Here is an 18716-nt window from a genome sequence, read left to right on the forward strand (position 1 = left end):
GTCCTTATTGGGTTTCCAGTTCGCCGAGCAGCGCGTCGATCGCGCTCGCCGCATCGGTCGCGCCGCGCGCCACGCAGGCCGCGTCGATCGCTTGCGCGCAGCGCGCGAGCGTGCGTGTGTCGAACAGCGTGCGCAGCGGCAGCGCGAGCCCCCAGTGCAGGTTCGCCTGCGCGTGGGCCTGCGTCGCGAGCAGCGAGTGGCCGCCGAGCAGGAAGAAGTCGCCGTCGCGGCCGATCGCATCGACGTGCAGCACGCGTTGCCAGATATCCGCGAGCGCGCGTTCGGTGTCGGTCGCGAGTTCGACGGCTTCGGCCGCTTCGCGCACCGGCGCGGGCAATGCATGGCGGTCGCACTTGCCGTTCGGCGTGACGGGCAATGCGTCGAGCTCGATCAGTTGCGACGGCACCATGTAGGCCGGCAGTTGCGCGCGCAACGTGTCGAGCAGCGCCGCACGGTCGAGCGGGCCCGCGTCGCCGCGCGCGACATAGCCGATCAATTGCTCGTCGCGCACGATCACGACCGCGTCGTTCACGCCGGGCGCCGCGCGCAGCAGCGCCTCGATCTCGCCCGGCTCGATCCGCTGGCCGCGCAGCTTCACCTGCGTGTCGACGCGGCCGAGGTAGTCGAGCGCACCGTCGGCGCGCCGGCGTGCGAGGTCGCCCGTACGGTACATGCGTGCGCCCGGCACGAACGGATCGGGCACGAAGCGCTCGGCGGTCAGCGCCGGGCGACCGAGATAACCGCGCGCCAGGCCCGCGCCCGCGAGATACAGCTCGCCGGTCGCGCCGGCCGGCACCGGCTGCCATGCGGCATCGAGCACGTGCAGTTGCAGGTTCGCGATCGGATGGCCGATCGGCACCGCGGCCGCATTCGCGTCGCCGGGGCCGCAAGTCCAGTGCGACACATCGATCGCGGCCTCGGTCGGCCCGTACAGGTTCACGAGCGTCGCGTTCGGCAGCAGCCGTGCCATCTTCGCGACGAGTTCGGGCGCGAGTGCTTCGCCGCTCGCGACGATCAGGCGCACGCTGTCGCATTGCGCGGCGGCCGAGAAATCGTCGAGATACGCGGCGAACGCGGCGAGCATCGACGGCACGAAATGCAGCACCGTCACGCCGTGCGCATGGATCGCGGCCGCGAGACGCGCCGGATCGCGATGGTCGCCGGGCGCGGCGATCGCGAGCTTCGCGCCGATCGCCAGCGGCCACACGAATTCCCAGACCGACACGTCGAAGCCGAACGGCGTCTTGTGCAGCACGACGTCGTCGCGCGTCAGACGGTATGCGTGCTGCATCCACGCGATCCGGTTCGCGAGCGCGCCGTGCGTGTTGCCGGCGCCCTTCGGCTTGCCGGTCGAGCCCGACGTGTAGATCAGGTATGCGAGTCGCGCGTCGTCGATGGCGATGCCCGCAGGCGCTTCTTCACCTTCCGCCGCTTCATCGGCGAGCAGGTCCGCGACCGTCAGCAACTGCGTCGCGGAACCGTCGCCAAGCGCGGCCTCGACCTGCTCGCGCAGATGGGCCTGCGTGATCGCGACGGCCGGCCGCGCGTCGCGCAGCAGGTAGGCGATGCGCTCGGCCGGATAGTCGGGATCGACCGGCAAGTAGGCGGCGCCGGCCTTCAGCACGCCGACGAGCGCCATCACCATGTCGAACGAGCGCTCGAAGCACAGCGCGACCGGCGTGTCGGGCCGCACGCCGCGCCGGTGCAGCGCGGCTGCGATGCGCGACGTGCCGACGTCGAGTTCGCGATAGGTCGCGCGCTGCACGCCGCCGTGAACGTCCGCGTATTCGAGCGCGATCGCGTCGGGCGTCGCGCGCGCCGCATCGGCGAATTGCAGGTGCAGCGGCTGCCGTTGCGAAACCGGCCATGACTGCGCGCTGTCCTGCGCGAGCGCCAGTGCGTCGCGGGTTGCGTCGTCCGCGATGGAAAGCGCGCCGAGCAGCGCGTCCGGCATGCGGGCCAGCGCATCGAGCGCGCACGCGAACGCACGGTGCCAGGTCTCGACCTGCCGCGCGTCGATGCGTGCGGTGTCGTAGCCGTAGTCGATCGTCAATTCGGCACCACTCTCGATCACGAGCGTCAGCGCGAAATCGGTCGCTTCGATGCTGCGCACGCCGCTCAGCGCAAGCGCGCGCGGATCGGCGTCGCGCGCCGTGTCGTCCACCGGGTAGTTCTCGAACACGACCAGCGTGTCGAACAGTGCGCCACCCGCGCCGCGCGCCCAGCGCTGGATGTCGGCGAGCGGCGTGTGTGCATGCTCGGCGGCCGCCGCATTCTCGCGCTGCAGCGTTTGCAGCCAGTCGGCCGCACGCTGCTGCGGCGCGGGTGCGGTGATCACCGGCAACGTGTTGATGAAAAGACCGAGCACAGTGTCGATGTCCGCGAGCGCATCGGGGCGGCCCGCGACGGTTGCGCCGAACGCGACGGCCGGCTGGTGCGTCATCCGCTGCAGCGCGAGCGCCCACGCGCCCTGCACCAGCGTGTTGACCGTCAGCTTCAGTGCGCGCGCCGTCTGCGCGACGCGCGTCATCGCGTCCGCGTCGATCGTCGCGCGCCACGTGACCATGTCCGCGTCCGCGCGGTCGGCCGCGCGTTCCGCGATCAGCGTCGGCGCGTCGAGCCGCGCGAGGCGCTCGGTCCAGAAGCGTTCGTCGGCATCGCGGTCGCGCGTGCCGAGCCACGCGATGAAGTCGCGATAGCGCAGCGCCGGACGGCTCGCGAACGGCGACACGGCGTCCGGGTCGCGATAGTCGCGCAGCACGTCCGCGAGCAGGCGCGCGGTGCTCCAGCCGTCGAGCAGCACGTGGTGACGCGTCCACACGACGCGCCATGCGTCGTCCGTCACGCGGATCAGCGTAAGCCGCATCAGCGGCGGCTCGCGCCAGTCGAAACCGCGTGCGCGGTCGGCCGCGAGCCATGCGTCGAAATCAGCATCGAGCGTGTCGCCGCGCGTGCGCCAGTCGAGCTGCTCGACCGGCATCCGTGCGTGGCGATGCACGCACTGCAGCGGCGCGGCTTCGTCGGGCATCACGCTCGTGCGCAGGATGTCGTGGCGCGCGACGGATGCGTCGAACGCATTGACGAGACGCTCGGCATCGAGCGCGGTCGCGGCCGCGACGAGCTGGTTCACGTAGCTCGCGTGGCCGGGCGCGAACAGCGCATGGAACAGGATGCCCTGCTGCATCGGCGACAGCGGATACACGTCGTCGATCGTGCGCCAGTCGAGCGGCGTGCGTTCGATCGCTGCCTGCGTGAGGCCTGCAGCCTGCGCGAGCGGAAAATCGCCCGGCGTCGCGCCGCCGCCGCGATGCGCGACGCGCGACGCGCAGGCTTCGACGAGTTCCCGCAGCGCGGCCGCGAAGCGTTCGGCGAACGCGTCGATCGTCGCGCGCTCGAACTGCGGCGCGCCATAGACCCAGTGCACTTTCAGCGTGCGTGCGCCGTCGCGGTCGGTATCGAGGTACGCGTGGATCGCGAGCGTATTGCCGAGCGGCCCTTGGCGGTCGCGCTCGACGCCGGTGCCGCCGAAACGCGGCACGAGCGTTGCGTCGCGCGGCGCGTCGAACTGGCCGAGATAGTTGAACGTGACGCGCGGGCGCGGCACGGCGGCCAGCGCCGCGCGCGTCGCCGCATCGCCGTAATGCGCGAGCACGCCGAAGCCGAGCCCCTTGTGCGGCACCGCGCGCAGCGTGTCCTTGACCGCGCACAGCGTGTCGCTCGCGGTCGCCTCGACCGGCAGCGTCACCGGGTAGTGGCTCGTCAGCCAGCCGATCGTGCGGCTCGCGTCCGCATCGTCGAACAGCGCCTCGCGGCCGTGCCCTTCCAGTTCGACGCGGCACGATGCCGCGCCTCCGCGTGCGCCGGATAGCGCCAGCGCGAGCGCCGCGCCCAGCAGTTCGATCGTCTGCGTGCGATAGGCCGCATGCGCATCGGTCAGCGCCGCGCGGGTCAACGCCGCGTCGATCGTCTGCACGACGACGGCCGCATCGGCATTCGTCGCCACTGCGTCCGGATGATCGGGCACGAGGTCGTCGCCCTGCGCCATCCCGGCCCAGTACGCGGCCTCGGCCGCGAACGGCGATGTCGGTTCCGTCGCGGCGCGCGCGAGTCGTGCGGCCCATGCATCCGCGCGCAGGCCCGGCTGCGACAGCCGGACCGGCGTGCGGTCGCATGCGGCGCGGTAGGCCGAGTCGAGGTCGTCGAGCAGGATGCGCCACGATACGCCGTCGACGATCGCGTGGTGAATCGCGAGATAGAGCTGAGTCGAGCCGTCCGGCAGCCGTGCCGCGCACGCGCACACGAGCGGCCCGCGGCCGAGATCGAGACGGCGCTGCAATGCGTCGAAACGCGCGAGCGCGTCGGCTTCGTCGCGTGCGGCGACTTCGACGAACGGCAGCGAGTCATACGGCTTGGCGGCATCGCTGGCGTGCCACGTGCCGTCCGCCCCAAGCGCGAAGCGCTGGCGGAACGCGTCGTGATGCGTCAGCAACGCATCGAATGCGCGCGCGAACGCGTCCGCGTCGAACGGCCCGCGCACGTCGAACGCGACCGACTGGTTCCAGTGGCCGCGATGCGGGACGTCGAGCGCGAAGAAGCGTTGCTGCGCAGGCGTCAGGATTGGCGTGGCGGCCGGTGTCGCCACTGAGGTTGCGGCTGCAGGCTGCGCGGCAACAGTCACGTCCTCGGTCTTCGCGATACGCGCGAGTTCGGCGACCGTCGGGCCATCGAACAGCTGCTTCGGCGTGAAACGCACGCCGCGCTTGCGCGCCCGGGCAATCACCTGCAGCACGAGGATCGAATCGCCGCCGAGTTCGAAGAAGTTGTCGTCGCGGCCGACCCGCGGCGCCTTCAGCACGGCCTGCCAGACTTCGGCGAGCACCGTTTCGACGGCGCCCTGCGGCGCGTCGCCGGACGCGATCGCGACCGGCGCGGCTGCCAGTTCGCGCAGCGCCGCGCGATCGATCTTGCCGTTCGCGGTCACCGGCAGGCGCGCGAGCACGACGAACTGTGCGGGCACCATGTAGTCGGGCAGCTTCGCGGCGAGCGCCGCGCGCATGGCGGCCTCGTCGAACGCCGCACCGTCGCGCATCACGACGAAGGTCGCGAGCCGCAGGCGGCCGTCGTGCTCGATCGCGAGCGTTTCGGCTTGCGCGACCGGGCCGGCCGCGCGCACGGCTGCACTCACCTCGCCCGGTTCGACGCGGTAGCCGCGGATCTTCACCTGATCGTCGATGCGGCCGAGGAACGCGAGACGGCCGTCCGCGCGCAACCGCACACGGTCGCCGGTGCGATACAACCGCGCGCCGGGCGTGAACGGATCGGGCACGAAGCGTTCGGCGGTCTGCGCCGGACGCCCGAGGTAGCCGCGCGCGACGCCCGGGCCGCCCAGATACAGCTCGCCCGTCGCGCCGGGCGGCACGCATGCGCCGAACGCATCGAGCACGAGCGCGCGCGCATTCGGCAGCGGCAGGCCGAGCGGCACGCTGCTCGCGGAATCGCGCACATCGGCGGCGATCGACGCCGTGTCGCACGCAATCGCGCCGACCGTCGCTTCGGTCGGCCCGTAATGGTTGATCACGCGGCAGGCCGGCGCGAGCGCGGCCAGGCGCGCGACGAGCGCCCATGTGAGCGTTTCGCCGCCCGTCACGAGCGCGTGGCGCGGCAGCACGTCGGCCGGCACGCGCGCGTCGAGCAGCGCCTGCAGGTGGCTCGGCACGATCTTCAGCACGCCGACGTCGCGGCGGCGCATCTCGTCCGCGAACAGGTCGGGGTCGAACGCACACGCGGCCGGCAGCAGGTGCAGCGTGCGGCCCGCGCACAGCGCGCCGAACAGCGTCGTGTGGCCAAGGTCGGCGGCGACGGTCGACACCATCGCGAACGATGCGTCCGGCGCGAACGCGAGTTCGTCGAGCATCCCCTGCACGTAGTCGGCCAGTGCGCCGTGCGACACGACGACGCCCTTCGGCGTGCCGGTCGAACCTGACGTATAGATCAGGTACGCGCCCTGTTCCGGATGCGGTGCGACGCGCACGGCGGCTGCATGCGCGAGCGTCGCGTCCTGTGCGAGCGTGTCGACGTCGAGCGGCTGAGCGTCGATGCCGGCCGGCCACGCGGCCGTATCCGCGACGAGCGCCCAACGCGCGCCACAGTCGGCTGCCGCCGCGGCCAGTCGCGCGGCCGGCTGTGCGGGATCGAGCAGCACGGCAAGCGCGCCGGCCTTCAGCGCGCCGAGCAGGCCGACGACGAAGCGCGCCGAACGTTCGATGCACACGATGACGGACGCTTCGGCGGCGACACCGCGCTGTGTCAGCGCGCGCGCGATTCGGTTCGACGCATCGTCGAGTTCGGCGAACGTCAGCGACGCCGACGCATCGGCGAGTGCGACACGATGCGGATACGCGGCCGCCTGTCGCGCGAACGCGGCGACGATGTCGGCATGTTCGACGCGCAGCGCGCGGCCGTCGCGCGGCTGGCGCGACGCGGCCGATGCGTCGCACGGCAGCGCGGCCGTCGCGCGTTGCGGATCGTGCGCGGCCGCGCCGACGAGCGCAGCATAGCTGTCGAGCCACGCGCGTGCGGTGTCGGCGTCGATGCAGTCGGTCGCATAGGCCGCGACCAGTTCGATCCCGTTCGCGTCGTCGGTGAAATCCAGCGCGAAGTCGAAACGCGCGGCCAGATCGGGCCCCGGCGTGGCAACAGCGGTCGCACCCGGCAGCACGCTGTCGTGCCGCGCGTCGAACTGCTGCGCGAATTTCACGCGCAGCCATTCGTCGCCGCGCTTGACCGGCGGCTTCACCGCATCGACGACACGCTCGAACGGCACGTCCTGGTGCGCGACCGCGTCGAGCGCCGCCGTGCGCGCCGCGTCGACGAGCGCACGGAACGGCAGCGTCGGCGCCACGCGCACGCGCAGCGCGACCGTATTCAGGAACAGCCCGAGCAACGCGCGCGTTTCAGCGCGCTGGCGATGCGCGACCGGCACCGCGACGACGACGTCCGTTTCGCCGGTCAGGCGCGACAGCCATGCGTCGAGCGCGGCCAGCAGCACCGTGAAGACGGTGGCTTGCGCGTCGCGCGCGAGTTGCCGCACGTCGGCCGCGACCGCGTCGGGCAGGCGCACCGACACGCGTGCCCCCTGCAGCGTGCGCGCAGCGCCCGGCTGACGGTCGACCGGCAGCGCGATCGGGCCCGGCACGTCGCGCAAGGCGCCGCGCCAGTAATCGAGCTGGCGTTCGCCCTCACCGCCGGCCAGCATGTCGCGCTGCCAGTCCGCATAGTCGGCGTACTGGATCGGCAGATCAGGCAGCGACGGTTCACGGCCTTCCGCATACGCGCGGTACGCGGCCGACAGTTCGTCGAACGCGCAGCGCGAGCTCCAGCCGTCGGTGATCGCGTGATGCGCGGTCAGCAGCAGGCGGTGACGGTCGTCGGCGAGCGCGACGAGCGTCGCGCGCAGCAGCGGGCCGCGTGCGAGGTCGAACGGTTCGGCCGCGTCGCGCTCGGCGAGACGCGCGGCTTGCGCGTCGCGCGCGGCCGGCGGCTGGTCGCGCAGGTCGATAGCGGCGATCGACACCGGCAGTTGCGCATGAATCCGCTGCATCACGACGCCGTCGTCGTTGTCGACGAGCGTCGTGCGCCACGCCTCATGACGCCCGATCACGTGATCGAGCGCGCGCTGCAGCGAGTCGCGATCGAGCGTGCCGTCGATCGTCCAGTGCGCGGCGATGTGATATGCGGCGCTCGCATCGCGCGTTTGCGCGAGCACCCAGAAGCGTTGCTGCGCGAGCGACGCCGCACGATCGACCTGCGGCGCGCCCGATGCGGCCGCATCGGCCGGCGCGCGACGCGCGGAAATGGCGGCCAGCGGCTCGCCGGTCTCGCGTTCCGCGCGATCGACCGTTTCGGCCAGTTCGGCGAGCGCCGGATCGGCGAACAGCGTATCGAGCCGCAGGTTCACGCGCGATGCGGCGCGAATCGCGGCCTGCAACTGCATCGCGGCGAGCGAATCGGCGCCCAGCGCGAAGAAACGGTCGTCGCGCGCCGGAGCGGCGTCGAGGCCGAGCAGCGTCTGCCAGATGCCGGCGAGTTGCTGCTCGGTGGGCGTGCGCGGCGCGTCGCCGGCGCGTTGCGTCGTGTCGCGCGCGGCGGCAATCCGCTCGCGCAGCGCGGCACGGTCGATCTTGCCGTTCAACGTATACGGCAGCGCATCGCAACGCACGAACCGGTGCGGTTGCCATGCCGCCGGCAATTGCGCGGCCACGTGCGCCTTCAGCGCCGCATCGTCGGCCGCCGCGCGCAGCGCGACGCATGCGATCAGCCGCGTCGGCCCGTTGCCGGTTTCGGCGACCACGGCCGCGTCGGCCACGGCCGGATGCGAGCGCAGGCACGCAGCGATTTCCGCGGGCTCCACGCGCACGCCGCGTACCTGGACCTGGTCGTCGAGGCGGCCGAGATAGTCGAATGCACCGTCGTCGCGCAGGCGTGCGAGATCGCCCGTACGGTAGACGCGCGCACCCGGCTCGCCGTCCGGATCGGGAATGAAGCGTTCGGCCGTCAGCGCCGGGCGGCCGTGATAGCCGCGCGCGATGCAGACGCCGCCGAGCAGCAGCTCGCCCACGCCATCGGCCTCATCGCCGTCAATGTGCGCGACGCGCGGGCCGATCACGCGGCCGATCGGCAGCGACGCATACGCGTCGTCGGCGGCCAGCACCGGCGTCTCGCCCGGTTCGACCGGCCACAGCATCGGCGAGATCACGGCCTCGGTCGGCCCGTAGCCGTTGATCAGGCGTACCGACGGAAACGTGCAGCGCACGAATTCGAATGCTTGCTGCGGCAGCGCTTCGCCGCCGAACGCGAGCACGCGCAATGCCGGCGGCACGCCGTCGCGCGCGGCGACAGCCGCGAATTCGCGCAGGTACGCGGGCGGGAACGCGGCGACGTTGACCGATTCGCGCACCATCAGCGCATGCGCGGCGTCGGGCGCGAACGGCTGCGGCGGCGCCACGACGATACCGGCGCCGACCGCGAGCGGCGCGAGCCAGCACTCATGCGCGGCGTCGAAATTGACCGACGCGAAATGCAGCAGACGGTCGCCGGCCTCGATCGGCAACGCGGCCGCGAGCGCGTCGCAGTGCGCGGCGAGCGGCCCATGCTCGACGACGACCGCCTTCGGCGTGCCGGTCGAGCCCGACGTATAGATCATGTAGGCGGCCGCACGCGGGTGCACGGGCACGTCTTCGTCATCGGCAGCGAGGTCCTGCTCGCCCGCCGCTTCGGCAGCCGCGTCGAACGCATGTTCGAACGGCGCGCCGAGCGCCGCGCGGCCGGCTTCGTCGACGATGCCGTGCCGCAGTTGCGCATCCTGGACGATCCAGTCGAGGCGCGCGGCCGGATGACGCGGATCGAGCGGCACGAACACGCCGCCCGCCTTCAGCACGGCCAGCAGCGCGACGAACAGCTCGCACGAGCGCTCGACGCAGACGCCGACCCGCACTTCCGCGCCGACGCCGGCCGCGCGCAGTTGCCGGGCCAGCAGCGACGCACGCGCGTCGAGCGCGCCGCGCGACAGGCGCAAGTCGTTCTGGAAAGGTACCGCGATTGCCGGTGCGTCGGGCGCGACGCCCGCCAGTTCGCGGATTCGGTGATGCAGCGCAGTCGGGAAACTCGTCATGTGCGTGAAATCCTTCGGTCCGGCCGCTTCGGCCAAGTCTCGGGGCCGCTTGGGGCGGCTTCACTGGTGTGACGAACGGCGCGGCCGATTTTTTACCGTTTTGCACTCGAAGCGTGCTTGGGCGTTTTTTTGCAGGCGCTGCTAAATATTTGCGCGGCCCGTTCGTCTATCAGGAAGGAAAGCCGGAACCGGCGCGCCCCGGCCGCCGCTTTCGCTTCAGTTTTTCCGTTTCCGCGTTTTCCGTTTCCGCGTATTCGCTTGCCTTCCCTTTACCGACGTTGCCGATGACTGCTGCCCACGAGCCTTCTTCCCCGCCGTCCCTCGACGCCTCGCCCGCCCGCCCCGCGGCGCGCCTGATCCTCGCGCTGCTGCGCGAAAGCCGTACGTCGCTCACGCTGGCGCTGACCGCGTGCGTGCTGAACGGCGTCGCGAGCGTGCTGCTCGTCGCGACGCTGAACCGCGCGCTCGCGCAGCCGGGCGCCGCCGATGCGTCGCTCGCGTGGCGCTTCGCGCTGTGCGCGGTAATCGCGCTCGTCACGCGAATCGTGTCGGGCACGCTGTTCGCGCGCCTGTCGCAGGACACGATGGCGCGGCTGCGCGTGCATCTCGCGCGGCGCGTCGGCGCGGCCGAGCTGCGCGACATCGAGCGGATCGGCGCCGCGCCCGTGCAATCGGTGCTGACCGACGACGCGACCAACGTGTCGATGCTGTTCTTCGCGCTGCCGAACCTGGTCATGCACGGCTCGATCGTGTTCGGCTGCCTCGGCTATCTCGCGTGGCTGTCGTGGCCCGTGTGCGTGCTGGCGCTGGCCGCGATCATCGCCGGCTCGCTCGGTTATCACACCGGCGACCGCCGTGCGATCGCGTCGCTCGAAGCGGCCGGCCAGGCGCAGGACCGCCTGTTCGGCTATCTCGGCTCGCTGTTTTCCGGCGCGAAGGAACTGAAGCTGCACGATGCGCGCGCGCGCCAGTTCGTCGACGGCCAGCTCGGCGCCGCGATCGGCGAAGTGCGCGACCACCGCCGCCGCGCGTTCAGCGCGTATGCGGTCGGCGTCGGCTGGATCATCTTCCTGTTCTACGTATTCCTCGGCGTGGCGTCGTTCTGGCCGCAGCTCGGCGTGCATGCCGATCCGGGCGCGGCGGCCGGCTACGTCGTCGTGTTCCTGTTCATGCTCGTGCCGCTCGACGGGCTCCTGAACAACCTGCCGACCGTCAACGCGGCACGCGTGTCGCTCACGCGGATCGAGGGCGTGATGGCCGAATTCGGCGCGCTGCGCACGGTGCCGCCGGCGGCCGACGCGGCTGACGTGCCGCCGGCCGGCGCCGTCACGTTGCGCGGCGTCACGCACGCGTATTTCCACGAGCGCGACGAACGGATGTTCAGCATCGGGCCGATCGACCTGACGATCAAGCCGGGCGAGCTCTTGTTCATCGTCGGTGGCAACGGTAGCGGCAAGACGACGCTCGCGAAGGTGCTGACCGGACTCTACGAGCCCGAGGAAGGCACGATCGAGGTCGACGGCCGCACGATCGGCTGGCGCGAGCGGGCAGCGTACCGGCAGCGCTTCAGTGCGGTGTTCAACGATTTCCACCTGTTCGATGCGCTGCTCGGCATCGTCGATCCTGACGATCCGGCCCGCGCGCAGGCCGATGCGCGGGCGAACGCGCTCGTCGCGAAGCTGGCGCTCGACCACAAGGTGAAAGTGGTCGACGGTGCGTTCTCGACCCGCGCGCTGTCGACCGGGCAGCGCAAGCGGCTCGCGCTCGTCGTCGCGTATCTGGAAGACCGGCCGTTCTACCTGTTCGACGAATGGGCGGCCGACCAGGATCCGTCGTTCAAGGCCGTGTTCTACGAGCAGCTGCTGCCCGAGCTACGCGCGCGCGGCAAGGCCGTGATCGTGATCACGCACGACGACCGCTATTTCGACCTCGCCGACCGGCTGCTGAAGCTCGACAACGGGCGCATCGTCAGCGACACGATGCCGGCGCGTTTGCGTGCTCAGGATGGTGTCGACGCGCTGAGCGCGTAAGCCATTCATCGATAGATCGCCGACGCGCGGCAATGGCACCGCGTCGGCGATGTTAGGTCAAGAAGGGAATGTATTGTTGACGCATGGCGGAAAGGGAAAGTCGAGACTATCCACCCTCATGCAGATGACAACGCCACGTCCGTCAAAGCGGCGTTATCCGCCGACAAACCGCCGCGCGCTCAACGCGCGGCCGGCAGCTTCAGCATCGTATCGGTCATCACGTCGGCCAGCTTCAGCGCCGACATCGGCCCACCGAACCCCCAGATATTGCGTTCGATGAGCGCGATCCGGCGCTCGCGCAGCGCGGGCACGAAACTCCACACCGGCGAATCGAGTTTCGCCGACAGCGGCACGTCCATCCCCGACGCGGTCACGAACAGCACAGCCAGGTCGCGCTGCGTGAGCAGGTCGGCCGACGTCACGTACAGCGTGCCTTCCCGCGTCGGCTTCTTCGGCCACGGATCGAGCCCGAGCGCACGCGCGAGGCCCGCCGACGTGCTGTTGCCCGTATAGGCCCAGTAGCGGTCGGGCAAGCCGAGATCCTGCAGCAGCGCGATGCGCTCGCCCTTTCTTCCCGCTGCCGCGAGCCGCGCCGCATTGCGCGCGATGCCCGCGTCGAGTTGCGCATCGACCGCCTGCGCGCGCGCGTCGCGCCCCGTCACCGCGCCGATCGTCCGGAAGATCTGCCGCATCCAGTCGAGCTGCGTGACGGGCACGCCGCCGTCGGAAACATTCGGGCTGAACTGGAACAGGATCGTCGGCGCGATCCGGTCGAGCGCGTCGAAGATCGGTGCATGCCGGAAGCCGACGCCGATGATCAGGTCGGGCTTGACCGCCGCGATCGCCTCGAGCCCCGGCTCCTGCCGCGAGCCGACGTCGGTCACGTGCGCGAGCCGGTCGCTCTGGTAGCCGAGCCAGCCCGGATAGAACGCGGTATCTGCCATCCCGACCGGCACGAGGTCGAGCGCGACCACGCTTTCCGCGAACATGAAGTCGAGCGCGACCACGCGCTGCGGCCGCACGGGCATCTTCGCGCTCGCCTGCGACACGACGGGATTGCCGGCCAGCGACACGGCGCCCGGCGTGCCGGGTCCGCCGCCGGCAACGGCAACCGCGCCGGCCGACGCGGAAAACACGCCGCAGCACGCGGCACCGAGCACGGCGAGTGCGCCCAACGCGTGCCGGCGGCCGGCATGCGTCACCGGATCGCGTCCTGCCCGGCCAGCGCCGCGTCGTCCATCGTCAATAGCAGGGGGCAGCTTCCACACAGTTGCGTTTCTCCAGGAATTTCGTAGCGCAGGCAGCACACGCGGCGCGCGCGAAACGGCGTCGGCAGCAGCGGCGAGCGCGGCACGGCGTCGCGCACCGGCATGCGCAGCGGATTCGGTTCGCACGCGAAGCACGTCGAGCCGAACAGCCAGCCCGCGTCGCGCACGGGATCGGCCGCGCAAGGCAGCGAACGGCAGGTGTCGAGCAGATAGTCGAGCAGATTGCCCGCGTTGCTCCACAGCACGCGCGGCGTGACGCGGCCCATCGCCGCGAGCAGATCGATCACCGCGCCGAGATGCTCGACGAGCCCCGCATAGCGCGGCGCGGGGTCATCGCACGGCGCGCCGAGCGCGTCCGCCGCGAAATACAGCGCGGCGGGCATCCCGTCGTCGAGCGCGACGAACGTGCGTTCGGGCGCCATGTCGAGCGGCCGGCCGAGCGTCAGCGCGGCGACGACGCCGGCCGGCGCCGCACGGCCGAAATAATATTTGCTCCATTGCGAAATCAGCGCGCGCGCATGCCGTGCCGGATCGCCGCCGTAGTGACGAACCATCGCGTCGAGCACGGCCTCGCGATGCGAGGGCAACGCGCTGACGGGCACGACGATGCGGCCCGGCGCGTGTGCGTCGTCGGGCATACCGAGCCAGACGACGTCGAGATGTTCGGCGAACGGTTCGGGCGCGAACGCCGAGAAGCGCGTGGCCCGCGCGCCGTCGAACGACGGCGTCATCGCCCTGCGCGCCGGGCGCGGCGCCCCTCGAGGATCAGCAGCCCGAGCAGGTACGGCGCGCCGATCAGCGCGGTCAGCACGCCGGCCGGCACTTCGCGCGGCGCGACGACCGTGCGCGCCGCGAGATCCGCGACGCCGAGGATCAGCGCGCCGCACGCGGCCGCGAGCCATAGCCGCGTGCGATGCCGGCGCGCGCCGAGCATCGTCGCGACGTGCGGCGCCATCAGCCCGATAAAGCCGACCGGCCCGACCGCCGCGACGGCCGCGCACGCGGCGAGCGTCGCGATCGTCAGCGCGAGCGGCCGCAGCGCGGCCACCGGCAGGCCGAGCGCGGCTGCCTGGTCGTCGCCGAGCGCGAGCATGTCGAGGGGTCGCGCGAGCCACGCGAACACGGGCACCGCGAGCACGCACCACGGCAGCAGCATCGACACCTCACCCCAGCTGCGGCCATAGGTGCCGCCGACGAGCCACACGACGAAGCGCGCGGGCTGCACGCTTTGCTGCGTGATCAGCCATTGCGCGAGCGTCGTCCATAGCGCGCCGATCACGATACCGGTCAACGCCACCGCGAGCGGCGCATAACGATGCCGGTGATTCAGCGCGAGCGTGATCGCGAGCGACAGTCCGCCGCCGATCAGCGCGGCCGCCGCGAGCGTCACATGGCCCATCAGCGGCCACGTCGACAATGCGAACAGCGTGACGAGCCCCGCGCCCTGCGTGACGCCGAGCACTTCGGGGCCCGCGAGCGGATTGCGCACGACGCTCTGCATCGCGACGCCGCTCACGGCCAGCAGCGCGCCCGCGAGCAGCGCGCACAGCAGGCGCGGCATGCGCAGGTCGATCAGCATCCGCGCGAGCGCATCCTGGCCGGACAGCGCGGCGGACCAGCGCGCGGGCGACAGCCACTCGGGGCCGGCCGACACGCCGACCGACACCACCAGCGCGCCGATCACGACGAACAGCGCCGTGCGCAGCGGCCAGCCGAGGCGTTCGAGCCAGCCGACGAACCGCGTCGAGCCGCCGCCCGCCGCGCGTTCGGCATCCGCATGCAGCACGCCCGACCATGCAGCGCCGCGCCGGATCATCGCGAGCATCAGCGGCGTGCCGACCAGCGCGATCGCGACGCCGGTCGACAGCGTCGCGTCGAGTCCCGACGCGAGCACCGCGCTGTCGGTGACGAGCACGAGCGCGCCGCCGGCGAGCGCCGACAGCGGCACCAGTACGCCGAGCCGCGCCGCGCGCGCACCGCGCACCTGGCGCAGCAGGTTCGGCGCGACGAGGCCGACATACGACAGCGGGCCCGCGATGCTGACGGCCACGCTCGTGAACGCGACCGCGACGAGCGTCGCGGCGAGCCGCGACGCATCGACGCGCACGCCGGCCGCGGCCGCCGCGTCGTCGCCGAGCGTGAGCGGGTTCAGCGGCCGGATCACGAACGGCAGCGCGACCAGCGGCACGACGAGCCAGCGCGCGGCGAGCGCGAGGCCCGTCGCGCCCGGCTGGTAAAGGCTGCCGTTGGTCCACAGCGCGGCGCCCGCGATGTTCTGCTCGAAGAACGCGAGCACGAGCGTCGACAGCGCCGCGAACAGCAGCATGCACACGCTGCCCGCGAGCACGAGCCGCAACGGCGTCGCGCGCCAGCCGCCGGCCGCGACGATCGCGACTGCAGCGGCGGCCAGCCCGCACACGAACAGCAGCGGCACCGATGCGACGCCCGCCAGTGCCGGCACGAGCATCGCCGCGAGCAGGCCGAGCTGCGCGCCGCCCGTCACGCCGAGCAGGTCGGGCGACGCGAGCGGATTGCGCGTGAGCGACTGGAACAGCGCCCCCGCGATGCCGAGGCAGCCGCCCGCGACGAGCGCGGCCGCGACACGCGGCAGGTTGAGGTCGAACAGGAACACGTGCGCGAGCGCGGCGGCGTCGCTGCCGGGCGCCGCCGCCCACCACGCGCGTAAATCGGGTGCGACGCGCAGCGCCGCGAGTATCGCGATCAGCGCGACGAGGCCGATCGCAATCGTGCCGGCCCGGCCGGTGGCCGCACCCCTCCCCGTCGCCGCGAGGCGCTTGCGCATCGCGAACGTCGTCATACGGCGAGATCCCGATCGAAGACGCCGGCCGCCTGCGGCGTACCGACGCTCGACGGCCCGTAGGCCGGCACGCACATCGGCGCGCCCGTCTGCGGATGCGCGAGCTTCAGCATCTCGACGCCGAACGCCGCGCGCAGCCGCGCCGGATCGAGCATCGCGTCGGGCGAGCCCTGCGCGACGAGGCGGCCCGCGCGCATCAGCACGATCTCGTCGCTGTACGCGGCCGCCTGATTCAGGTCGTGCAGCACCCACACGATCGTCAGCCCGCGCGCGCGGTTCAGCGCGCGCAGCGCATCGAGGATGTCGAGCTGGTGATGGATGTCGAGATAGGTGGTCGGCTCGTCGAGCAGCACGATCGGCGCCTGCTGCGCGAGCGCCATCGCGATCCACGCGCGCTGGCGTTCGCCGCCCGACAGCGCGCCGACGTCGCGGCCCGCATCGTCGGCAAGGCCGCTGGTCTCGAGCGCCTCGTCGATCGCCGCATGGTCGGCGCGCGACAGGCCGCGCAGGAAGCCGCCGTACGCATAGCGCCCGTACGCGACGAGTTCGCGCACCGTGAGGCCCGACGGAATCTGGTTGAACTGCGCGAGCATCGTCAGCTCGCGCGCGAGCGCGCGACGGCGAAACGACGCGAGCGGCTTGCCGTTCACTACGACATGGCCGGCACGCGCGGGCTGCAGGCCCGCGAGCGTGCGCAGCAGCGTGCTCTTGCCGCAGCCGTTCGGCCCGCACAGCGCGGTCACGCGGCCGGCCGCGATCGACAGGTCCAGCCCGTCGATCACGACATGGTCGCGATAACCTACCGTCAATCCGCGCCCGGCAAGCGCGGCGGTACTACGCGTCATCGGTCCTCCGCTCGGTCGCGCGCGGGACCGTGTAACTCTGCGCCATCGCGACGACGACCTTGCGCGGCCCTTCGAACGGGTCGCGCGCATGCGCGGTCAGCATGTTGTCGAGCATCAGCACGTCGCCCGTGCGCCACGGGAACACGATGCGCTGCTGGTCGAGCACGCCGCGGATCTGCGCGAGCGCATCGGCCTCGAGCGGCTCGCCGTCGCCGTAGTACACGTTGCGCGGCACGTTCTCGAGCCCGACCGCATCGACGAGCGCTTCCTGCATGTCGTCGTCGAGCGCGGACAGATGAAACAGGTTTGCCTGGTTGAACCACACGCGGTCGCCGGTGCGCGGATGGCGCGCGACGGCCTGGCAGCGTTCGCGCGTGCGCAGCAGCAGTTCGCCGTCGTCGTCGGTGCGCCATGCGCATTCGATGCCGCGCGCCGCGCACATCCGCTCGACCTCGGCCGGCTCGTCGGTGCCGAACGACTGCTGCCACGGCAGGTCGAGCCCCTGCCCGAAATTGCGCACGTACAGCAGCTCGCGCCGCTCGAAACGCGCGATCAGCGCCGGATCGAGCGCGCGGTACACGGCGCGGCTGTCCGCGATCGGCGTCGCACCGCCCTTCGGCGCCGCGAGCGCGCAGTGGAACCAGATCCGCAGCGGCCATTCGCGCGTATACGACTGCTCGTTGTGCAGCGGAATCGCGCGGTGCGGCGGGTATTCGGTCGACGTGTAGACCGCGCCTTCGACCTGGCTGCGCGGCGTCGACGCGTATTCATAGCCGATCAGCGGATCGCCGAACGATGCCGCGAACTGCTGGAACGCGTCGATCGACGGCACGCGAAAGCCCGTGAACAGCACGCCGCCCGCCCGTTCGAGCGTGTCGGCGGCGATCTCGCGCGCCAGCGGCGCGACTTCGTCGATCGACATGCCGTCGCTGCCGCGCGGCGACACGACGGTGGGCAGCCCCGGCTCGATACGCAGGTCGTCGAGCGTCGGCAACGAAAGCAGGGTCATGCAACGTCCTCTTCAGGTGGCGCGCCGGGTCGCGGCGCTGCGGGTCACGATGCGCGCGTCGCGCGCTCGCCGTCCATTGCGCGGCGCAGGCTCGCGGGGCGCATGTCGGTCCAGACGGTTTCGATGTGCGCGAGACAGTCGGCCTTCGGGCCGCTCACGCCGACCTCGCGCCAGCCGGCCGGCACGGGCCGGAATGTCGGCCAGATCGAATACTGTTCTTCGTCGTTGATGACGACCGTGTAGACGAGATCGTCGGTGTCGGCGGAAGGCGTCGTGGCTTGCGTCATGATCGGAAAAAAGCAGGAGACGGTTGAAGGATGCGAAGCGGCGGATTGCGCCGCTCCTGTCTGTTAGACGATTGGCCGGCGCGTTTTTTTACCGCCGCCGCGCACGGCCGCCCAGGAACACCGGGCACGCGACGCCGCGATGGCACGCGTCGAGGCATTCCGCGCAGTGGCGCTCCGCGTCGCGCACCATGAAATGCACGAGCGTCTGCGATACGTTCAGCGCGCGCGCCGCGGTCTGCAGCGTCTCCTCGCGCAGCCGCACCATCTCGAAGGCGGCGCGGCTGCGCGCCGGCAGGTCGTCGAGCGCGGCCCACACGCGCCGCAGCGTATCGCGCGTCATCAGCGCGGCTTCCGGCGTCGGCTCGGGCGACGGCACGTCGAAGCCGTCGTCCTCTTCCGTGTGATAGACGTTTTCGAGGCTCTGCCGGCGGCACGCGTCGATCGACGCATTGCGCACCATCCGCGTCACGTACGCGACCGGCTGGCGCACCGCGTCCTGGTTCGGGAATTCGACGAGCTTCACGAATACGTCGTGCACGACGTCCTCGGCACGGCTCGCGCAACCGACGAAGCCGCGCGCGACATTGACGAGCATCGCGCGATGCGAAATCAGCACGTCGAGCAGCGCGCCCTGCGCGCGGGGCTCCGCGGCACGGCGCGCGCGCGGTGCGGCGCGCAACGGCAGGTCCGGATAACTGCCGACGAACGGGTTCGCCGTTGCCGCCGCCGGTCGGTCGAGCACTTCCGCCATCGCCATCGATCTGCTCCGTCAAATTCCGAGATAGCGCA

9 protein-coding genes are annotated in these 18716 nt (G+C 71.6%); 1 reads left to right on the plus strand and 8 read right to left on the minus strand.

Annotation, left to right across the window (positions count from 1 at the left end; translation table 11 throughout):
* Positions 1 to 4: 4 nt before the first annotated feature.
* Positions 5 to 9670, minus strand: a complete 9666-nt coding sequence (locus ACNQQL_RS03260; protein ID WP_347063189.1) for an amino acid adenylation domain-containing protein — start codon at positions 9668 to 9670, stop codon at positions 5 to 7.
* Between the two features lie 284 nt (positions 9671 to 9954).
* Between ACNQQL_RS03260 and ACNQQL_RS03265 the strand changes: the two genes are divergently transcribed.
* Positions 9955 to 11700, plus strand: a complete 1746-nt coding sequence (locus ACNQQL_RS03265; RefSeq protein WP_347063190.1) for a cyclic peptide export ABC transporter — start codon at positions 9955 to 9957, stop codon at positions 11698 to 11700.
* A 179-nt stretch (positions 11701 to 11879) separates the two neighbouring features.
* Here ACNQQL_RS03265 and ACNQQL_RS03270 read toward each other — a convergent pair whose 3' ends face one another.
* The 7 genes from ACNQQL_RS03270 to ACNQQL_RS03300 all read right to left on the minus strand — a co-directional run bounded on the left by ACNQQL_RS03270 (position 11880) and on the right by ACNQQL_RS03300 (position 18684).
* Positions 11880 to 12902: an iron-siderophore ABC transporter substrate-binding protein gene (locus ACNQQL_RS03270; protein ID WP_347063191.1), complete on the minus strand. Its 1023-nt coding sequence runs from the start codon at positions 12900 to 12902 to the stop codon at positions 11880 to 11882.
* Positions 12899 to 13699, minus strand: a complete 801-nt coding sequence (gene fhuF, locus ACNQQL_RS03275; protein WP_072441448.1) for a siderophore-iron reductase FhuF — start codon at positions 13697 to 13699, stop codon at positions 12899 to 12901. The genes ACNQQL_RS03270 and fhuF overlap by 4 nt, the downstream gene beginning before the upstream one ends.
* Positions 13696 to 15786 (minus strand): Fe(3+)-hydroxamate ABC transporter permease FhuB, encoded by a 2091-nt coding sequence (gene fhuB / locus ACNQQL_RS03280; protein WP_347063192.1) that lies wholly within the window; start codon positions 15784 to 15786, stop codon positions 13696 to 13698. The genes fhuF and fhuB overlap by 4 nt, the downstream gene beginning before the upstream one ends.
* Positions 15783 to 16631 (minus strand): ABC transporter ATP-binding protein, encoded by an 849-nt coding sequence (locus tag ACNQQL_RS03285; RefSeq protein WP_347063193.1) that lies wholly within the window; start codon positions 16629 to 16631, stop codon positions 15783 to 15785. The genes fhuB and ACNQQL_RS03285 overlap by 4 nt, the downstream gene beginning before the upstream one ends.
* Complete coding sequence (locus ACNQQL_RS03290) at positions 16621 to 17640, minus strand: TauD/TfdA family dioxygenase (protein WP_347063194.1); 1020 nt, start codon at positions 17638 to 17640, stop codon at positions 16621 to 16623. Before ACNQQL_RS03290 ends, ACNQQL_RS03285 begins: the two co-directional genes overlap by 11 nt.
* 44 nt (positions 17641 to 17684) lie before the next feature.
* A complete protein-coding gene (locus tag ACNQQL_RS03295; protein WP_047900635.1) occupies positions 17685 to 17927 on the minus strand; it encodes an MbtH family protein in 243 nt (80 codons plus the stop codon).
* 88 nt (positions 17928 to 18015) lie between these two features.
* A complete protein-coding gene (locus ACNQQL_RS03300; RefSeq protein ID WP_204426313.1) occupies positions 18016 to 18684 on the minus strand; it encodes an RNA polymerase factor sigma-70 in 669 nt (222 codons plus the stop codon).
* Positions 18685 to 18716 lie beyond the last annotated feature (32 nt).

Source organism: Burkholderia sp. LFS061, from assembly GCF_047978125.1.
GTDB lineage: Bacteria > Pseudomonadota > Gammaproteobacteria > Burkholderiales > Burkholderiaceae > Burkholderia > Burkholderia pyrrocinia_C.